The organism is Micromonospora foliorum (assembly GCF_022229015.1).
GTDB classification, from domain to species: Bacteria; Actinomycetota; Actinomycetes; order Mycobacteriales; family Micromonosporaceae; genus Micromonospora; species Micromonospora foliorum.
The window spans coordinates 1-14019 of record NZ_JAKKFF010000213.1 but is presented as its reverse complement, the minus strand read 5'-3'; the positions used below and the strand labels follow the sequence as shown (position 1 = coordinate 14019).

Sequence of the window (14019 nt, the reverse complement as noted above, 5' to 3'; positions counted from 1 at the left end):
GCACCAGGTCGGCGAGCGGCGCGAGCCGTCGCCGCTCACCGAACGCGGCACAGCGCACCGAGAGCACCCGCGCCCCGGTGTGCGCCGCGTACCGGCCAGCGCCGACGTCGTACCCGGCGGCGAGGCGCTCCACCTCGGCGGCGAACCGGGACTTGCCGATACCCGCCTCGGCGGTCATCAGCAGCACCCGTGGGTCGCCCTGGTCGATCACCTCGGCGAGCCGGCCGGCGACCCGGCCGATCTCCGTCTCCCGGCCGACGTACGGCGCCTCGTCGCCGAGCCCCGAGCGGGTGCCCGGGGCGTCCAGCAGACCCAGCAGCTCGTACGCCTCGACCGGCTCACGCTTGCCCTTGAGCCGCAGCGGGCGCAACGCCCGCCAGGAGGAGACGTGTCTGGTGGCCGCGGCGGTGCGTCCACCGGCGTAGACGGCCCCGACCGCGGCGGCGTCGGCGAGCCGGGCCGCGGTGTTCACCGTGTCGCCGATGACCGTGTATTCGATGGCGGCCTGGATGCCGGCGATGACGTCGCCGGTGTTCAGCCCGACCCGCAGCCCGAGCGGCGCGCCGCCACCCCGCTCGTCGTCGAGCACCCGGCGGACGGCCCGTTGCATGGACAGGGCGGCCCGGACGGCGCGTTCGGCGTCGTCCTCGTGCGCCACCGGGGCGCCGAAGACCGCCATGATGCCGTCACCGGTCAGCTTGTCGACGTGCCCGCCGAACGTCTTCACCGCACCGGCGAGGGCGGCGAGCACCCGGTCGGTGACCGCGCCGACGCGTTCCGGGTCGAGGTCCTCCGACCAGGAGGTGAACTCGGAGAGGTCGCCGAAGAGCACGGTGACCACCCGGCGCTCGGCCGCCGGCAACGTGGCGGCGGCCGGCAGCGCGGCGCCACAGTTGTGGCAGAACCGCGCGCCGGGAACGGCAACGGTTCCACACACGGGGCAGGTCACATGTGCTCCAACCCACTGACCCCGGGCGCGGATTCCCCGGTGTCGACGCCCAGATACTCCAGCTGGGCACGGACCGACCATTCGGCCGCCCACCAGAGTGAGCGGTCCACGTCCGCGTAGACCGTCGCCACCACGTCGGCGGGGGTGTGGGCGCCGGCGGCGACCGCCGCCCGGACCTGGTCGAGCCGGGCCCGGCGGTGGGCGAGGTAGAAGTCGGCGGCGGCGGCGCAGTCGGCCAGCGCCGGGCCGTGTCCGGGCAGCGCCGGGATCCCCCGGTACGCGGACAGCAGCTCCAGGCTGCTCAGGTAGTCACCGAGGTGCCCGTCGGGGTGGGCGACCACGGTGGTGCCCCGGCCGAGGATGGTGTCACCGGTGAGCACCACCCGCTCGTCGTCGTGCTCGACCAGGAAGCAGACGGAGTCAGCGGTGTGCCCCGGCGTGCCGAGCAGACTGATCTCCAGGCCGAACCCGCCGAGGCGTTCGGCCGGCTCGGTCAATGGTTCACCGCCGATGGTGTGCGCCGGGTCGACGGCGAGCACGTGCACCCCGCCGAGCAGTTGGCTCAGCCCGGCGGCGCCCTCGGTGTGGTCGGGGTGGCCGTGGGTGATCAGGATCAGCCCGATCGGGCCGTGCTCGGCGATCCGGGTCAGGTGCCCCTCGTCCGCCGGCCCCGGGTCGACCACGACGGCGTACTCGGCCGCCGGGGCGCGCAGCACCCAGGTGTTGGTGCCGTCGAGGGTCATCGGCCCGGGGTTCGGCGCACGCAGCAGTGAAACCCAGCGGGGTAGCTCGTCGGCAAGCGCCGCCACCGCCCCCGTCACGTGCCCGCTCATGGCTGCGATCGTACGACCCCGCCCGCCACACCCCACGATCTTGCACTTGCCGTCCCTGATTCGTCCCCGTTCAGGGCTTTCGTCCGAGCGGAAAGGGCAAGATCGTGGGGCGCTGGGGACGCGTCAGGCGACCTCGACGATCAGCTCGATCTCCACCGGGGCGTCGAGGGGCAGTTCGGCCACGCCTACCGCGCTGCGCGCGTGGCGGCCGGCCTCGCCGAACACGGTGCCGAAGAGGTCGGAGGCACCGTTGATCACGGCGGGCTGCCCGGTGAAGCCGGGCGCGGAGGCCACGAACCCGGTCACCTTGACCACCTTGACCACGTTCTCCAGGCCGACCAGCGAGTCGACCGCGGCCAGCGCGTTGAGCGCGCACCGCTGGGCCAGGTCCTTCGCCTGCTCGGCGGAGATCCCGGCGCCGACCTTGCCGGTCGCGAGCAGCTTGCCCTCGGCCATCGGCAACTGGCCGGAAACGTACACGTGCTGCCCGGACTGCACGGCCGGGACGTAGCTGGCCACCGGCGGCACGACCTCGGGCAGTTCGAGACCGAGCTCGGCGAGCTTCGCGTGCGGACCGTTGCTCACGCCTTGGGCCGCTTCAGGTAGGCGACCAGCTGGTCCGGATTCGGGCCGGGGACCACGGCGACGAGTTCCCACCCGTCCTCGCCCCAGTTGTCGAGGATCTGCTTGGTCGCGTGGACCAGCAGCGGGACCGTGGAGTATTCCCACTTCTGCATCGCTGAAGGGCTCCCTCTCGGTGCGGAATTGTTCGAGGGACAGCCTACGGTCCGCTGGCCGGACGAGGTACGGGACGCTGCTCCGGCGTGGCCGGCAGCTCCCCGCAGCCCCCTTCGTGCTCGTACCCCTGCGGGCAGCGGGACCGGTCGGGCAGCAGCAGGTCACAGAAGACCCGGTGCCGGTTGTTCTGGTCGTCGGCGTTGGACACGGTGGTCTCGCCGGCGTCCAGCTCGGGCAGGAACCCCAGGGACACCGCGACCCGGCCGGCCAGCACGGTCGCCGCCGCCAGGTTCGGCACCCGGATCGGCAGGTGGATGACGAAGCCCGGCTCGTCGTCCTCACGGGTCCGCTCGGCGGGCTGGCTCGGCGCCCGGCTCGTCTCCGTCTGCTCCGGCATCCGGCGGTACGACCGTTCGTTGATCGGCTGGTTGGTGACCTGCCCGCCGGCCTCGACCACGGCCCCTGGCCGGCGGGGCCGGTCGTTAGTCGGGAACTGGGTGCGAGGGATGTTGTCCGCGTCGCGCATGCACTGCCTCCGGTCGTACCTCTCGGACCATGCTTCCGGCCCGGACCCATTCGTCCGTTCCGGCCCCCGCACCGGGACGAAGGTAGGTCTGTGGCCGCAGTCCCGCCAACAGGACGCGCACAAGAGGACACCAACAGTCACATATGCGACACACCGCAGGTCGGGGGGCCGACACCGGAACCGACGCGGGTACCACTCACCGGATCGTGGGGCCCGCCCGGCAGGCAGGGGCGACACCGACCCGGTCATCGACCGCTACCCTTCCGGTCGGACGGTCGCGCAGCGCCCGGCCGCCCGCTCGATCACGCTCGGCGCCAGGGGTGGCGGCGGGCGCCGCACCCCTGGGGGAACGACATGACCCACCCGCCCAGCGGCGACCAGGCCGGCCCACCCACTCACCCGCCGGCCCACCCGGATCCCGCCGGTCAGCCCGGCGCACCGACCATCCCCGCCCAGCCAAACCCCGCTCCGGCGCCAGGGCAGCTCGCCCTCCCCACCTCCCCCGCGCAGCCGGCGCTCCCCGCCGCCCCCGGCGCACCGGCCTTTCCCGGGCAGCCAGCCGGCCCCGGCCAGCCGACCTTCCCCGGGCAGCCCAGCGGTGCCGGCCAGCCGGAAGGGCCGGGCGGCCCCACCTCGACCGCCACACCCCCGCCGCAGCCGGGCGCCCCGAACCCCTCGTCGATCCCCCCGCCCCCGCCGGCCTACCCGCCCTACCCGGGCACGGCCGAGCCGAAGAAGAAGCGCGGCCTGCTGATCGCGGCGATCGCACTGGTCGTGATCATGGTGCTCTGCGTGGGCGGCGGCGTGGTGGCCTTCCTGACCCTGCGCGATGCCGAGACCGGCGAGGGCGCCAAGGAGCCGGCGGTCGCCGTCGACGAGTTCCTCACCGCGGTCTACAAGGATCGCGACGCGACCAAGGCGGCCAGTCGCGTCTGCGCCGCCTCGCGGGACGACGACAAGATCGCCGCGAAGGTGGCCGAGGTGGAGAAGTACGCCTCCACCTACCAGAACCCGCGCTTCCGCTGGACCACCCCGAAGGTGGACAACCAGACCGGGGAACGGGCCACCGTCTCCACCCGGCTCACCATGACCACCGCCGACGAGAAGGTCGCCGACCAGGAGTTGCGCTTCACTGTGGTGCAGAAGACGGGTTGGTGGGTCTGCGAGGTCGCGTGACCGCCACGCCTGGATAGGCTCGACGGGTGTGTGCAGCTGAGCGCCCGATCGACCCGGCCGGTGCCGGATGGCCCGCCCGTCTCCACGTGGTGACCGGCAAGGGCGGCACCGGTAAGACCAGCGTGGCGGCGGCGCTGGCCCTCGCGCTCGCCGCGGGTGGCCGGCGCACCCTGCTGGTCGAGGTGGAGGGGCGGCAGGGCATCGCCCAGCTGTTCGGCATCGACCCGCTGCCCTACGAGGAGCGGCACCTCGCCGACGCGCCGGACGGTGGTGAGGTGCGCGCGCTCGCGGTGGACGCCGAGGAGGCGCTGCTCGAGTACCTGGACATGTTCTACAAGCTGGGCGCGGCGGGCCGGGCACTACGCAAGCTCGGCGCCATCGACTTCGCCACCACCATCGCGCCCGGCCTGCGGGACGTCCTGCTCACGGGCAAGGTGAAGGAGGCCACCACCCGTACCACCGGGCAGCGGCGGGCGTACGACGCGGTGGTGCTGGACGCCCCGCCGACCGGGCGGATCGGCCGGTTCCTCAACGTGACGGCGGAGACCGCCCGGCTGGCCAAGGTGGGCCCGATCAAGACCCAGAGCGAGGGGGTCGCCGCGTTGCTGCGGTCCCCGATGACCGCGGTGCACGTGGTCACGCTGCTGGAGGAGATGCCGATCCAGGAGACGGTCGACGCGATCGCCGACCTGACCGCCCTCGGCTTCGGCGTCGGGAAGGTGCTCGTCAACGGTGTCCGAGCCCCGCTGCCCGCCGGACCGGCGGTCACCGCCGCGGAGTTGAGGCGCGGGCTGGTCGCCGCCGGGCTGCCGGCCGATCGGGACATCGTGGCCGGGCTGCACGACGAGGCACGTGACCAGCTCATCCGGCGCGAACTGGAGGATTCGCTCCGCGCCGACCTGGTGGAGCTGGGGCTACCGATGATCGAGCTGCCGTTGCTGCCCGACGGGGTGGACCGGGCGGGGCTCGCGACGCTGGCCCAGGCCCTCCTCCGCGCCGAATGACTCACACCTAGGCGCAGCGCGGGCGCGCGGACCCGCCGGCCCGATACGCTCGATTGGTGCCTTCCGAAGACGCGGCGCCGCAGCTGGACGTCGACCAGATCCTCGCCGACCCGGGCGTGCGGATCGTCGTGTGCTGCGGTGCCGGCGGAGTGGGAAAGACGACCACGGCCGCGGCGCTGGCGCTGCGGGCTGCCGAGCACCATGGCCGGCGCACGGTGGTGCTCACCATCGATCCGGCCCGCCGGCTGGCCCAGTCGCTGGGCCTGACCGAGCTGGACAACACCCCTCGCCAGGTCAAGGGCATCGACGTCGAGAGCAGCGGCGGCGAGTTGCACGCCATGATGCTGGACATGAAGCGCACCTTCGACGACGTGGTGTTGCAGCACACCGACCCGACGAAGGCCGCGGAGATCTTCGCGAACCCGTTCTACCAGGCGATGAGCTCGACCTTCGCCGGCACGCAGGAATACATGGCGATGGAGAAGCTGGGCCAGTTGCACGCCCGGGGCGAATGGGACCTGATCGTGGTGGACACACCGCCGTCCCGCTCGGCACTGGATTTCCTGGACGCGCCCGCTCGACTCTCCCGTTTCCTCGACGGCCGGATGCTGCGGCTGCTGCTGGCTCCGGCGCGCAGCGGCGGCCGGAGCATGTTCAGCCTGGTCACGGCCTCGTTCGGGATGTTCTCGAAGGTGGTGCAGAAGGTGCTCGGCGCGCAGCTGCTCACCGACCTGTCCGGCTTCGTGGCGGCACTGGATTCGATGTTCGGTGGTTTCCGGCAGCGCGCCGAGCAGACGTACCGCATCCTGCAGGCGCGGGAGACGGCCTTTCTGCTGGTCGCGACGCCAGAGCCGGACGCGGTCCGGGAGGCGGCCTACTTCGCGGGCCGGCTGCGGGACGAGCGGATGCCGCTGGCCGGCCTGGTGCTCAACCGGGTGCACCGCCCGGCGGTCCCGGAGCTGGACGCCGAGCAGAGCCGGGTCGCCGCCGAGCGGCTGACCGAGCTGGGTGGGCACGAGGCCACCGCCGACGTGCTGCGGGCGCACGCGGCGCTGGCTCGCCAGGCGGTACGCGAGCAGCAGGTCGCCGCGCGCTTCACCGAGGCGTTCCCGGCCGTGCCGGCGATTTCGGTTACGGCGCAGCCCGCCGACGTGCACGACGTCGACGGGCTACGGACGATCGGCGCGGCGATCAGCCGGCCGTGACCGGCGTCAGTTGGCCGCGCTGACGAGAATCTTGTCCTTGCCGGTCTTGTCCTTGCTGTTCTTCTTCATCGCGGCCTCGAACATCTTGCGCCAGCTCGTCACCTGCGGGTGACGACGCAGGAGTGCCCGCCGTTCGCGTTCGGTCATGCCGCCCCACACACCGAACTCGATCCGGTTGTCCAGCGCGTCGGCCAGGCACTCGTACCGAACTGGGCAGCTCCGGCAGATCCGCTTCGCCACGTTCTGTTCGGCGCCCTGTACGAACAACGCGTCCGGGTCCCCGTTCTGACATGCCGCCAGCGACGGCCAGTCAGTGATCATGCCCATGTGTACACGTCCCCCCTTGCAGTACCTACCGACCTCGTCGATGCACGTCAGCCGGCAATTCCCCCCGATCGCCCGGCCTGCCTTCCCCAAGGCGGCGCGGACGACATGTGGCGCTGTCGCCGCCCCCATCATGCTCTGTAGTCGACTGATTACGCAACGTTGTCGACGAAATCCATCATTCCGGACACTCCCGGCTTCCCGGGCCTTCGACCGCCGGTTACCCCGCCGAGGTCAGCGATAACGCTGCGCCGCCTCACTGAATCGGAGGAGACTCGCGCCAGGTCACACGCAACCAAGTACCGGGGGTCGTGCGTTTAGCACAACGAGGGCAGCGCGCGCAGGAAATGGGGAAAGAACGCCCCAGCGCCCCTCATTCCCTACTCGCGTACCCTGTCGAGGTGACCTGGATGCGGAAACGTGACCACAATGTGCTGACCAACGCCGCATCGCTACTCGTGTGTGGCCTGCTGGCCGGCGTGGTGGTCGCTGCGGCGGCCTTCCCCGCGGTAGCGATGTCCGGCCTGGCCGCGAAGGCGGGCGCCGAGACATTCGGTGCCCTGCCCACGGAGCTGACGGTGGCCCGCGCGCCACAGATCAGTTACCTGCTGGCCTCGGACGGCAAGACACCGCTCGCGACGATGTACGACGAGAACCGACGGGACGTGAAGCTCCCGGACATCTCGCCGTTCATGCAGAAGGCCATCATCGCGGCCGAGGACCATGACTTCTACAAGCACAACGGCGTCGACATCAACGGTGTCGCCCGCGCGTTCGTCAACAACCAGAGCGAAGGCTCCGGCCGGCAGGGCGCCTCGACGCTGACCATGCAGTACGTCCGGCTGGCCATCGCGTACTCGGCCACCCACCCGGCGGACGTCGTCGCGGCGACCGAGGACACCAGCGCCCGCAAGCTCCGCGAGATGCGGCTGGCTCTCCAGGTCGACAAGGAGTTCTCCAAGGACGAGATCCTCACCCGCTACCTCAACCTGGCCTCGTTCGGCAACGGCGCGTACGGCATCTACGCCGCCAGCCAGGTCTACTTCGGCAAGCCGCCGAGCAAGCTGAAGATCGAGGAAGCGGCGTTGCTGGCCGGCATGGTCAAGGCGCCGACGACGAACGATCCGACCACCGAGGCCGGTTACCCGCTCGCCAAGGACCGTCGCGACTACGTCATCCAGAACATGGTCGACATCAAGGCCATCACCCAGCAGGAGGCGGACGTCGCCAAGGCGACCAAGCTGGTGGTGAAGGACAAGCGCACCCCCAACGGCTGCGTCGCCGCCAACGTCAACGAGTGGGGCTTCTTCTGCGACTACTTCTACCGCTGGTGGATGGATCAGGAGACTTTCGGCTCGACCACGTACGACCGGGAGCGCCGGCTGAAGAGCGGCGGCTACACCGTCGTGACGTCTATCGACGTCCAGGCGCAGCGCGGCGCGGACCGGGCGGTCCGTAAGGCCAAGAGCGTGAACAGCAAGGAAGCGGCCATGGTCGCGGTCGTCGAGCCGGGCACCGGTCGGGTGCGGGCGCTCGCGGTCAACCGGCAGTTCAAGCTCGACGACCCGAGGAACCCGAAGAACAAGATCTCCAGCGATCCGGCGAAGAGCCGGAAGGGCATCCGGGGCAACTACCCGGCGACGGTCAACCCGCTGCTCACCGGCGGCAACGGCATCACCGGCTACCAGGCCGGCTCGACCTTCAAGATCTTCAGCATCGTCGCCGCCCTGGAGAAGGGCATCCCGCTCAGCTACACCTTCAACGCGCCGCAGCAGTTCAAGTCGGAATACATCATCGACAGCAGCAGCCCGGCGGCCTGCAAGGGCACCCACTTCTACTGCCCGACCAACTCCGGCCTCAAGGCCGGCGGCGTGCAGAACATGTGGAGTGCGTTCGCCCAGTCGGTGAACACCTACTTCGTCCCGCTGCAGCAGCAGGTCGGCGCGGAGAACGTCGTCGACGCCGCCCGCCGGGCCGGCATCCAGTTCCGGGCGAGCAACGACGCCAAATTCGCCGCGACCAAGGAAGCCGCCCACCAGTGGGGCGCCTTCACCCTGGGCGTCTCCTCCACCACGCCACTCGACCTGGCCAACGCGTACGCGACCCTGGCGGCCGACGGCAAGTACTGCGAGCCGATCCCGGTGCAGGAAATCCGGGACCCGGAGGGCAACAAGCTGGACATCGCCAACCCGCGCTGCGAGAAGCGGTTCAGCACCGAGGTGGCCCGGGCCGCCGTGGACGCCGCCCGTTGCCCGGTCGGCGACAACTCCAGCACCAGCAAGTGCGGTGGCAGCCGTACGGCCGCCGTCGTGAAGGGCATCGTCGACGCGCCGGTGGCCGGTAAGTCCGGCACCACCGACTCGGAGAAGACGGCCGCCCTGGTCGCCATGACCAAGCAGTACTCGGTTGCCGGCATCATGGCCGACCCGGACTGGCCGCAGACGAACGTCAAGATGAAGCACAAGGAGAAGGACGGCATCAACCCGCCGGTGTACGAGACCCTGCGGGATGCCATGAAGGGCAAACCGCGGATCCAGTTCGAGCCGCCGGGCCAGAAGATCTCCGAGGGTGACCAGCGCAGCATCCCCGACGTGAAGTGCGTTTCGGTGGATCAGGCGAAGTCCCGGCTCAAGGGCGCCGGCTTCGAGCCGGTCGTCTCCAGCGCGAAGGTGCCGTCCTCCTGCAAGGAGGGCGACGCGGCCGGCACCAGCCCGGACGGACGCACGATCAAGGGCGGCGTGGTCACCATCCAGGTCAGCAGCGGCGGCGGCACGCCGGGCAACACCGGCGGCACTCCGGGCGGTCAACCCGGCGGCCAACCCGGGCGACCCGGCAACGGCCGTCCGAACGGCTGAGCCGACCAGTAGGACACGACGGGCGGGCACCCTCCTCGGGTGCCCGCCCGTTCCGTCTGTCCGGACCAGCGAGCGCTACGACGACCTTCCTGGCGTACCGCTGATCCTGCTGGGTCAGAGACCGAGCTGTCGGCGTACCTCGGCGGCCACCCGGCCACCCTCGGCCTGGCCCGCCACCGCGGCCTGGGCCGCCTTCATCGCCGGGCCCATCTGGGCCTTGCCGGTGAACCCGCCCGCGGCGAGCGCCCCCGACACCAGCTCGGTCAGCTCGGCGTCCGAGAGCTGCTTGGGCAGGTAGCGGTCCAACACCTCGCCCTCGGCGCTCTCCTTCGCGGCCTGCTCGGCGCGGCCGGCGTCGGCGAAGGCGGTGGCCGCCTCCCGACGCTTCTTGGCTTCCTTGGTCAGCACCGCGAGCACCTCGTCATCGGTGAGCTCGCGCTTGGCCTTGCCGGCGACCTCGGCGGTGCCGACGGCGGCCAGGGCCATCCGCAGCGTGGAGGTGGTCAGCTCGTCGCGCGCCTTGAGCGCGGAACGCATGTCGGCAGTGAGGCGGTCCTTCAGCGTGCTCATGGACGGTCAAACTACCCTGAACGCCATGCGAAAGCGCACACTATTCCGGCTCGCCGCCGGAACCGCCACGATCGGCGCGGCCACCCTCGCGTACGCGTCGCTCGTCGAGCGCAACATGTTCACCCTGCGGCGGTACGACGTGCCGGTGCTCCCGGCCGACGCGGAACCGCTGCGCGTGCTGCACCTGTCGGACCTGCACATGATGCCCGACCAGGCGCGCAAGCAGCGCTGGGTGGCGTCGCTGGCCGCCCTCGACCCCGACCTGGTGGTGGTGACCGGCGACAACATGGCGCACCCGGGCGCGGTGCCCGGGGTGCTGCGGGCCCTGCAACCGCTGCTGGACTACCCGGGTGCGTTCGTGTTCGGCTCCAACGACTACACCGGGCCGGTGCTGAAGAACCCCTTCACCTACTTCCTGCCCGACCGGGAGTACACCGAGGGCGTCGAGCTGCCCTACGAGGAGCTGCGTCAGGTCTTCACCGGCGCCGGCTGGGCCGACCTCAACAACGCCCGGACCATGCTGAAGGCTGGCGGCCGACAGCTCGACCTGGTCGGCGTGGACGACCCGCACATCGACCGGGACGACTACCCCGCCGTGGCCGGCGCGGTGTCGTCCTCGGCGGACCTCTCCATCGCGCTGACGCACTCACCGGAGCCACGGGTGCTCGACCAGATGGCGGCGGACGGCTTCGGTCTGCTGCTGGCCGGGCACACCCACGGTGGTCAGGTCTGCGTACCGGGCTTCGGGGCGCTGGTGACCAACTGCGGCCTGCCCCGCTCGATGGCGCGCGGTCTGCACCGGTGGCCGGGCTCGGACTCCTGGCTGCACGTCTCCGCCGGCCTCGGCACCCACCCGACCGCCCCGGTCCGATTCGCCTGCCCCCCGGAGGCCAGCATCCTCACCCTCATCCCCCGCTGACCGACCCGCCGCCCGTTGGCCAGGGCCGGCGGGGTACCGAGTTTGACCATCGGGGCTAGTGGGCTACTATTTGTCGGCACGCCTCGGGGTGTGGCGCAGCTTGGTAGCGCGCTTCGTTCGGGACGAAGAGGTCGTCGGTTCGAATCCGGCCACCCCGACCAGAGGTGAAGGCCAGGTGAGATTTTCTCTCACCTGGCCTTTTTGTCTGCCCCGGCAAGCCCTGTCGACCGATTCCGGTGGTAGGGCCGCGTGGCTAGCGTCCGCGTATGACCCACCCTCAGGCACCGCAACCGTGGCTCCCGCCCGACGGTCCGGCGGGGGCACCCCCTGCGACCCCGGGCGGCCCCGTCTCCTTCGTGGCCGTGTACGTGTTGGCGGGCCTGGCAACGGTGTGTTGGGCGGGAGCGGCGTACAGCGCCCGGGTGATCTTTCTTGGCCGCGACATGGTCGAGGGCCTGCTGAGCTTCGTCGGACTGCTCGGGCTCGCGGGATGTGAAGTGTTCGCGTTGCTGTTCACCATCACCGCTGCTTTCGAACTGCGCGGACGCCACTCGCCTCGTGCGGCCCTGGTGGCCGGTCTGGTCGCGGTCGCCGGAGTCGTCGGGACGATCGTGTTCCTGATCTGGGTTTCCACGACCGCGAGTACCGGCTCGTAGCGAACCACCTGACGCACGTCCGCGCCACGCCGTCCGAGATGGCGCGGACCGGTCAGTCCTGCCGTTCGGTGCGCTCGATCTCCGTGAACGCGGCGGCCAGGTAGTCGTCCAACGGCACGCTGGTCGCCGCCAACAGGTCGGCCACAAGCAGTGGGGCGTGTCGGGCCAGAGCGGACGCGTCCGGAGGTGACTCGTCGCCCTCGGGGTCGTACACCCCAAGGGCGCCGGCCAGCAGGACGAGCACCACGTGCGGGTCGACGTCCGAACGCCACCGCGTCGACTCCCGCACGCAGCGGGTCAACACCTGGCGGATGTCGTCGCCGGTCAACCCGTCCGGATGGCTCTCCTCCAGCAGCAACCGGACCACCGCGCCGAGCACCAGCCCGGAACGCTCATCCGCGGCGAGACCGCCGACCGCCTCGTCGTACGCCTGACCGTCGCGCGCCTGGGCGGCGGCGACGGCCGTCGTGGCGGTCACCGCGATGGCGCGGGCGGTAGCGGGCAGATGTCGCCAGGTGCCGGTCATCGCGCCAGCATCGCAGACCCGGCGGACACCGGCCGAGCGCGACCAGGACGAGTGGATCAACGTGGGATTGGTCACCCGACAGTCCCGGTGACCACGAGGCGTCGCCTAAACGGTTCGCGCGGCGTCAGACCCACCGAACAGAATGCCGGCATGCTGCGTCGTGCCCTGCCCCGCCGTTCGGAGGCTCGCCGGCTCCTCCTCGGCACTCTGCTGTCGGCGGTCGGGCGGGGTCTGACCCTGCCGTTCCTGTTCATCTACCTGACCGACGTACGCGGGCTCACCGACACCCGCGCCGGGCTCGTGATCGGCTGGTACGGCGTGGTCACCCTGGCCCTGTCTCCGCTGGGCGGGACGCTGATCGACCGGATCGGCGCCCGCCGGGTGGTGGTGCCCTGCCTGGTGATGGAGGCGATCGGCACCGGCTCGCTCGCGCTGGTCCACTCGACCGGCTCGGCCCTGCTGGTGATGACGGTGATCGCCATCGGCAGCTCGGCGATCTGGTCCGGGCAGAACACCATCCTCGCGTCGTTGACCGACGACGATGAGCGGCAACGCGTCTTCGGGCTGAACTTCGCCCTGCTCAACCTCGGCATCGGCATCGGTGGCATGACCTCCGGCGCGATCGTCGACACCGCCCGACCCGGCACCTTCCAGGCGATCTACCTGCTGGACGCGGTGACCTACCTGATGCCGGCGCTGATCCTGCTCACCCTGCCCGGCGTGGGCCACCGACTCGGCAAACGCCGGGGCGTCGACGAGCCGTCGCCCGGCGGCTACCTGACGGTGCTCCGCGACCGCCCGTTCCGGCGGCTGGTGATCTTCGGGCTGATCCTCACCACCTGCGGGTACGCACAGGTGGAGGTGGGCTTCGCCGCGTACGCGGTGCGGGTGGCCGAGGTGAACCCCCGCGTCGTGGCCTGGGCGCTCGCGGCCAACACCGTGATGATCGTGCTCGCTCAACTGCTGGTGATCCGCCGGATCGAGGGGCGCAGCCGCACCAAGGCGTTGGCCGTGGTGGGAGCGGTGTTCGCCGCCGCCTGGCTGGTCCTCGGCGCGGCCGGCCTGGTCAGCGGCGAGAGCGCCATGCTGGCCGCCCTGTGCGTGGTGCTCTGCTCCGCAATCTTCGGCTTCGGCGAGACGATGCTCTCCCCGGTGATGCCGGCACTGACCAACGCGCTCGCCACCGACGAGCTGCGCGGCCGGTACAACGCGATGAGTTCGATGATCTTCGGGATCAGCGGTGTGATCGGCCCGGTGACCGCCGGCCCACTCATCGGCGCCGCCAACGGCATGGTCTGGGTGGCGACCGTGGTCGGCGGCTGCCTCGTCGCCTCACTGGTCGCGCTCTCCCTGCGCCGGCTGCTCACCACCGAGCAGGACGGCCTCTTGACGACAGCAACGGCGTCCCCCACCCCCACGCCCACCCCCGCCTGACCTCGAACACACCCGCCGCGGCCCGCGGACATGCCCCGCGCCTCACACATCCCGCGCCCGCCGCCCGGCGCCCCGCGCCCGCGCCGCCCCGCGCCCGCGCCCGCGCCCCGCAAGATCGTGCTAGATCCAGGATGTAGTGGCCTCATGGCGCCCCGAGGCCACTACATCCATGTTCGAGCGCGATCTTGCGGGGCGCGGACGCGGGACGGCGCAGAAAAGCGCACGGAGCGGGCAAGTGCACGGCGCGGGCAGTCGAACGGCGCGGGGAAGCGCACGGCGCGGCGGTGTTGGGGACGGGTCGGGC

General features: G+C 71.2%; 14 protein-coding genes, 1 tRNA gene and 1 pseudogene. 8 read left to right on the top strand and 8 right to left on the bottom strand.

Features of this window, described 5'->3' with window-relative positions; translation table 11 throughout:
• The 5 genes from PSH25_RS16520 to PSH25_RS16500 all read right to left on the bottom strand — a co-directional run.
• Positions 1 to 949: adenylate/guanylate cyclase domain-containing protein (locus PSH25_RS16520; RefSeq protein ID WP_308193680.1), on the bottom strand; the 949-nt coding region annotated here is incomplete at its 3' end.
• Complete coding sequence (locus tag PSH25_RS16515; protein WP_238659925.1) at positions 946 to 1782, bottom strand: MBL fold metallo-hydrolase; 837 nt, start codon at positions 1780 to 1782, stop codon at positions 946 to 948. The genes PSH25_RS16520 and PSH25_RS16515, both read right to left, overlap by 4 nt.
• A 123-nt stretch (positions 1783 to 1905) precedes the next feature.
• Positions 1906 to 2367 carry a RidA family protein gene (locus PSH25_RS16510; protein WP_145789716.1) on the bottom strand — a complete coding sequence of 154 codons (462 nt, stop codon included), beginning with the start codon at positions 2365 to 2367 and terminating at the stop codon, positions 1906 to 1908.
• Complete coding sequence (gene sp36 / locus PSH25_RS34015; protein ID WP_007466198.1) at positions 2364 to 2519, bottom strand: Sp36 family protein; 156 nt, start codon at positions 2517 to 2519, stop codon at positions 2364 to 2366. Before sp36 ends, PSH25_RS16510 begins: the two co-directional genes overlap by 4 nt.
• Positions 2520 to 2563: 44 nt before the next feature.
• Positions 2564 to 3046 carry a hypothetical protein gene (locus PSH25_RS16500; protein ID WP_238659924.1) on the bottom strand — a complete coding sequence of 161 codons (483 nt, stop codon included), beginning with the start codon at positions 3044 to 3046 and terminating at the stop codon, positions 2564 to 2566.
• 576 nt (positions 3047 to 3622) lie between these two features.
• Between PSH25_RS16500 and PSH25_RS16495 the strand changes: the two are divergent.
• From PSH25_RS16495 to bagB, 3 genes and pseudogenes are all read left to right on the top strand, one after another.
• A pseudogene (locus PSH25_RS16495) lies at positions 3623 to 4222 on the top strand (Rv0361 family membrane protein); the annotation flags it as partial.
• Between the two features lie 26 nt (positions 4223 to 4248).
• Positions 4249 to 5226, top strand: coding sequence for an ATPase BagA (gene bagA, locus PSH25_RS16490; RefSeq protein WP_238659923.1), 978 nt, complete (start codon positions 4249 to 4251; stop codon positions 5224 to 5226).
• Positions 5227 to 5279: 53 nt separating this feature from the next.
• Positions 5280 to 6431, top strand: coding sequence for an ArsA family ATPase (gene bagB, locus PSH25_RS16485; RefSeq protein WP_238659922.1), 1152 nt, complete (start codon positions 5280 to 5282; stop codon positions 6429 to 6431).
• Positions 6432 to 6437: 6 nt separating this feature from the next.
• On the opposite strand, the gene PSH25_RS16480 is transcribed toward bagB, so the two are convergent.
• A complete protein-coding gene (locus PSH25_RS16480; RefSeq protein ID WP_210780772.1) occupies positions 6438 to 6758 on the bottom strand; it encodes a WhiB family transcriptional regulator in 321 nt (106 codons plus the stop codon).
• 407 nt (positions 6759 to 7165) lie between these two features.
• Between PSH25_RS16480 and PSH25_RS16475 the strand changes: the two genes are divergently transcribed.
• A complete protein-coding gene (locus PSH25_RS16475; protein ID WP_238659921.1) occupies positions 7166 to 9610 on the top strand; it encodes a penicillin-binding protein in 2445 nt (814 codons plus the stop codon).
• A gap of 114 nt (positions 9611 to 9724) precedes the next feature.
• Here the strand turns inward: PSH25_RS16475 and PSH25_RS16470 are convergent, their stop codons facing one another.
• Complete coding sequence (locus tag PSH25_RS16470) at positions 9725 to 10180, bottom strand: GatB/YqeY domain-containing protein (protein WP_030328082.1); 456 nt, start codon at positions 10178 to 10180, stop codon at positions 9725 to 9727.
• Positions 10181 to 10205: 25 nt separating this feature from the next.
• Between PSH25_RS16470 and PSH25_RS16465 the strand changes: the two genes are divergently transcribed.
• The 3 genes from PSH25_RS16465 (at position 10206) to PSH25_RS16455 (ending at position 11755) form a co-directional block, all read left to right on the top strand.
• Positions 10206 to 11099: a metallophosphoesterase gene (locus PSH25_RS16465; RefSeq protein WP_238659920.1), complete on the top strand. Its 894-nt coding sequence runs from the start codon at positions 10206 to 10208 to the stop codon at positions 11097 to 11099.
• Between the two features lie 84 nt (positions 11100 to 11183).
• Positions 11184 to 11260: transfer RNA gene (locus PSH25_RS16460), tRNA-Pro, on the top strand.
• Between the two features lie 195 nt (positions 11261 to 11455).
• Positions 11456 to 11755 carry a hypothetical protein gene (locus PSH25_RS16455; protein WP_238659919.1) on the top strand — a complete coding sequence of 100 codons (300 nt, stop codon included), beginning with the start codon at positions 11456 to 11458 and terminating at the stop codon, positions 11753 to 11755.
• A gap of 52 nt (positions 11756 to 11807) precedes the next feature.
• Here the strand turns inward: PSH25_RS16455 and PSH25_RS16450 are convergent, their stop codons facing one another.
• Positions 11808 to 12281: a hypothetical protein gene (locus PSH25_RS16450; RefSeq protein ID WP_238659926.1), complete on the bottom strand. Its 474-nt coding sequence runs from the start codon at positions 12279 to 12281 to the stop codon at positions 11808 to 11810.
• Between the two features lie 150 nt (positions 12282 to 12431).
• On the opposite strand from PSH25_RS16450, the gene PSH25_RS16445 reads away from it, so the two are divergent.
• On the top strand, positions 12432 to 13715 hold the full coding sequence (locus PSH25_RS16445; RefSeq protein ID WP_238659918.1) for an MFS transporter: 1284 nt from the start codon (positions 12432 to 12434) through the stop codon (positions 13713 to 13715).
• Positions 13716 to 14019: the final 304 nt, after the last annotated feature.

Bases quoted from the DNA above. Each gene is read 5' to 3' on its own strand.
- PSH25_RS16515 (WP_238659925.1), bottom strand. From the start codon at position 1,782: ATGAGCGGGCACGTGACGGGGGCGGTGGCGGCGCTTGCCGACGAGCTA.
- PSH25_RS16470 (WP_030328082.1), bottom strand. From the start codon at position 10,180: ATGAGCACGCTGAAGGACCGCCTCACTGCCGACATGCGTTCCGCGCTC.
- PSH25_RS16480 (WP_210780772.1), bottom strand. From the start codon at position 6,758: ATGGGCATGATCACTGACTGGCCGTCGCTGGCGGCATGTCAGAACGGG.
- PSH25_RS16475 (WP_238659921.1), top strand. From the start codon at position 7,166: ATGCGGAAACGTGACCACAATGTGCTGACCAACGCCGCATCGCTACTC.
- sp36 (WP_007466198.1), bottom strand. From the start codon at position 2,519: ATGCAGAAGTGGGAATACTCCACGGTCCCGCTGCTGGTCCACGCGACC.
- PSH25_RS16500 (WP_238659924.1), bottom strand. From the start codon at position 3,046: ATGCGCGACGCGGACAACATCCCTCGCACCCAGTTCCCGACTAACGAC.
- PSH25_RS16450 (WP_238659926.1), bottom strand. From the start codon at position 12,281: ATGACCGGCACCTGGCGACATCTGCCCGCTACCGCCCGCGCCATCGCG.
- PSH25_RS16465 (WP_238659920.1), top strand. From the start codon at position 10,206: ATGCGAAAGCGCACACTATTCCGGCTCGCCGCCGGAACCGCCACGATC.
- PSH25_RS16445 (WP_238659918.1), top strand. From the start codon at position 12,432: ATGCTGCGTCGTGCCCTGCCCCGCCGTTCGGAGGCTCGCCGGCTCCTC.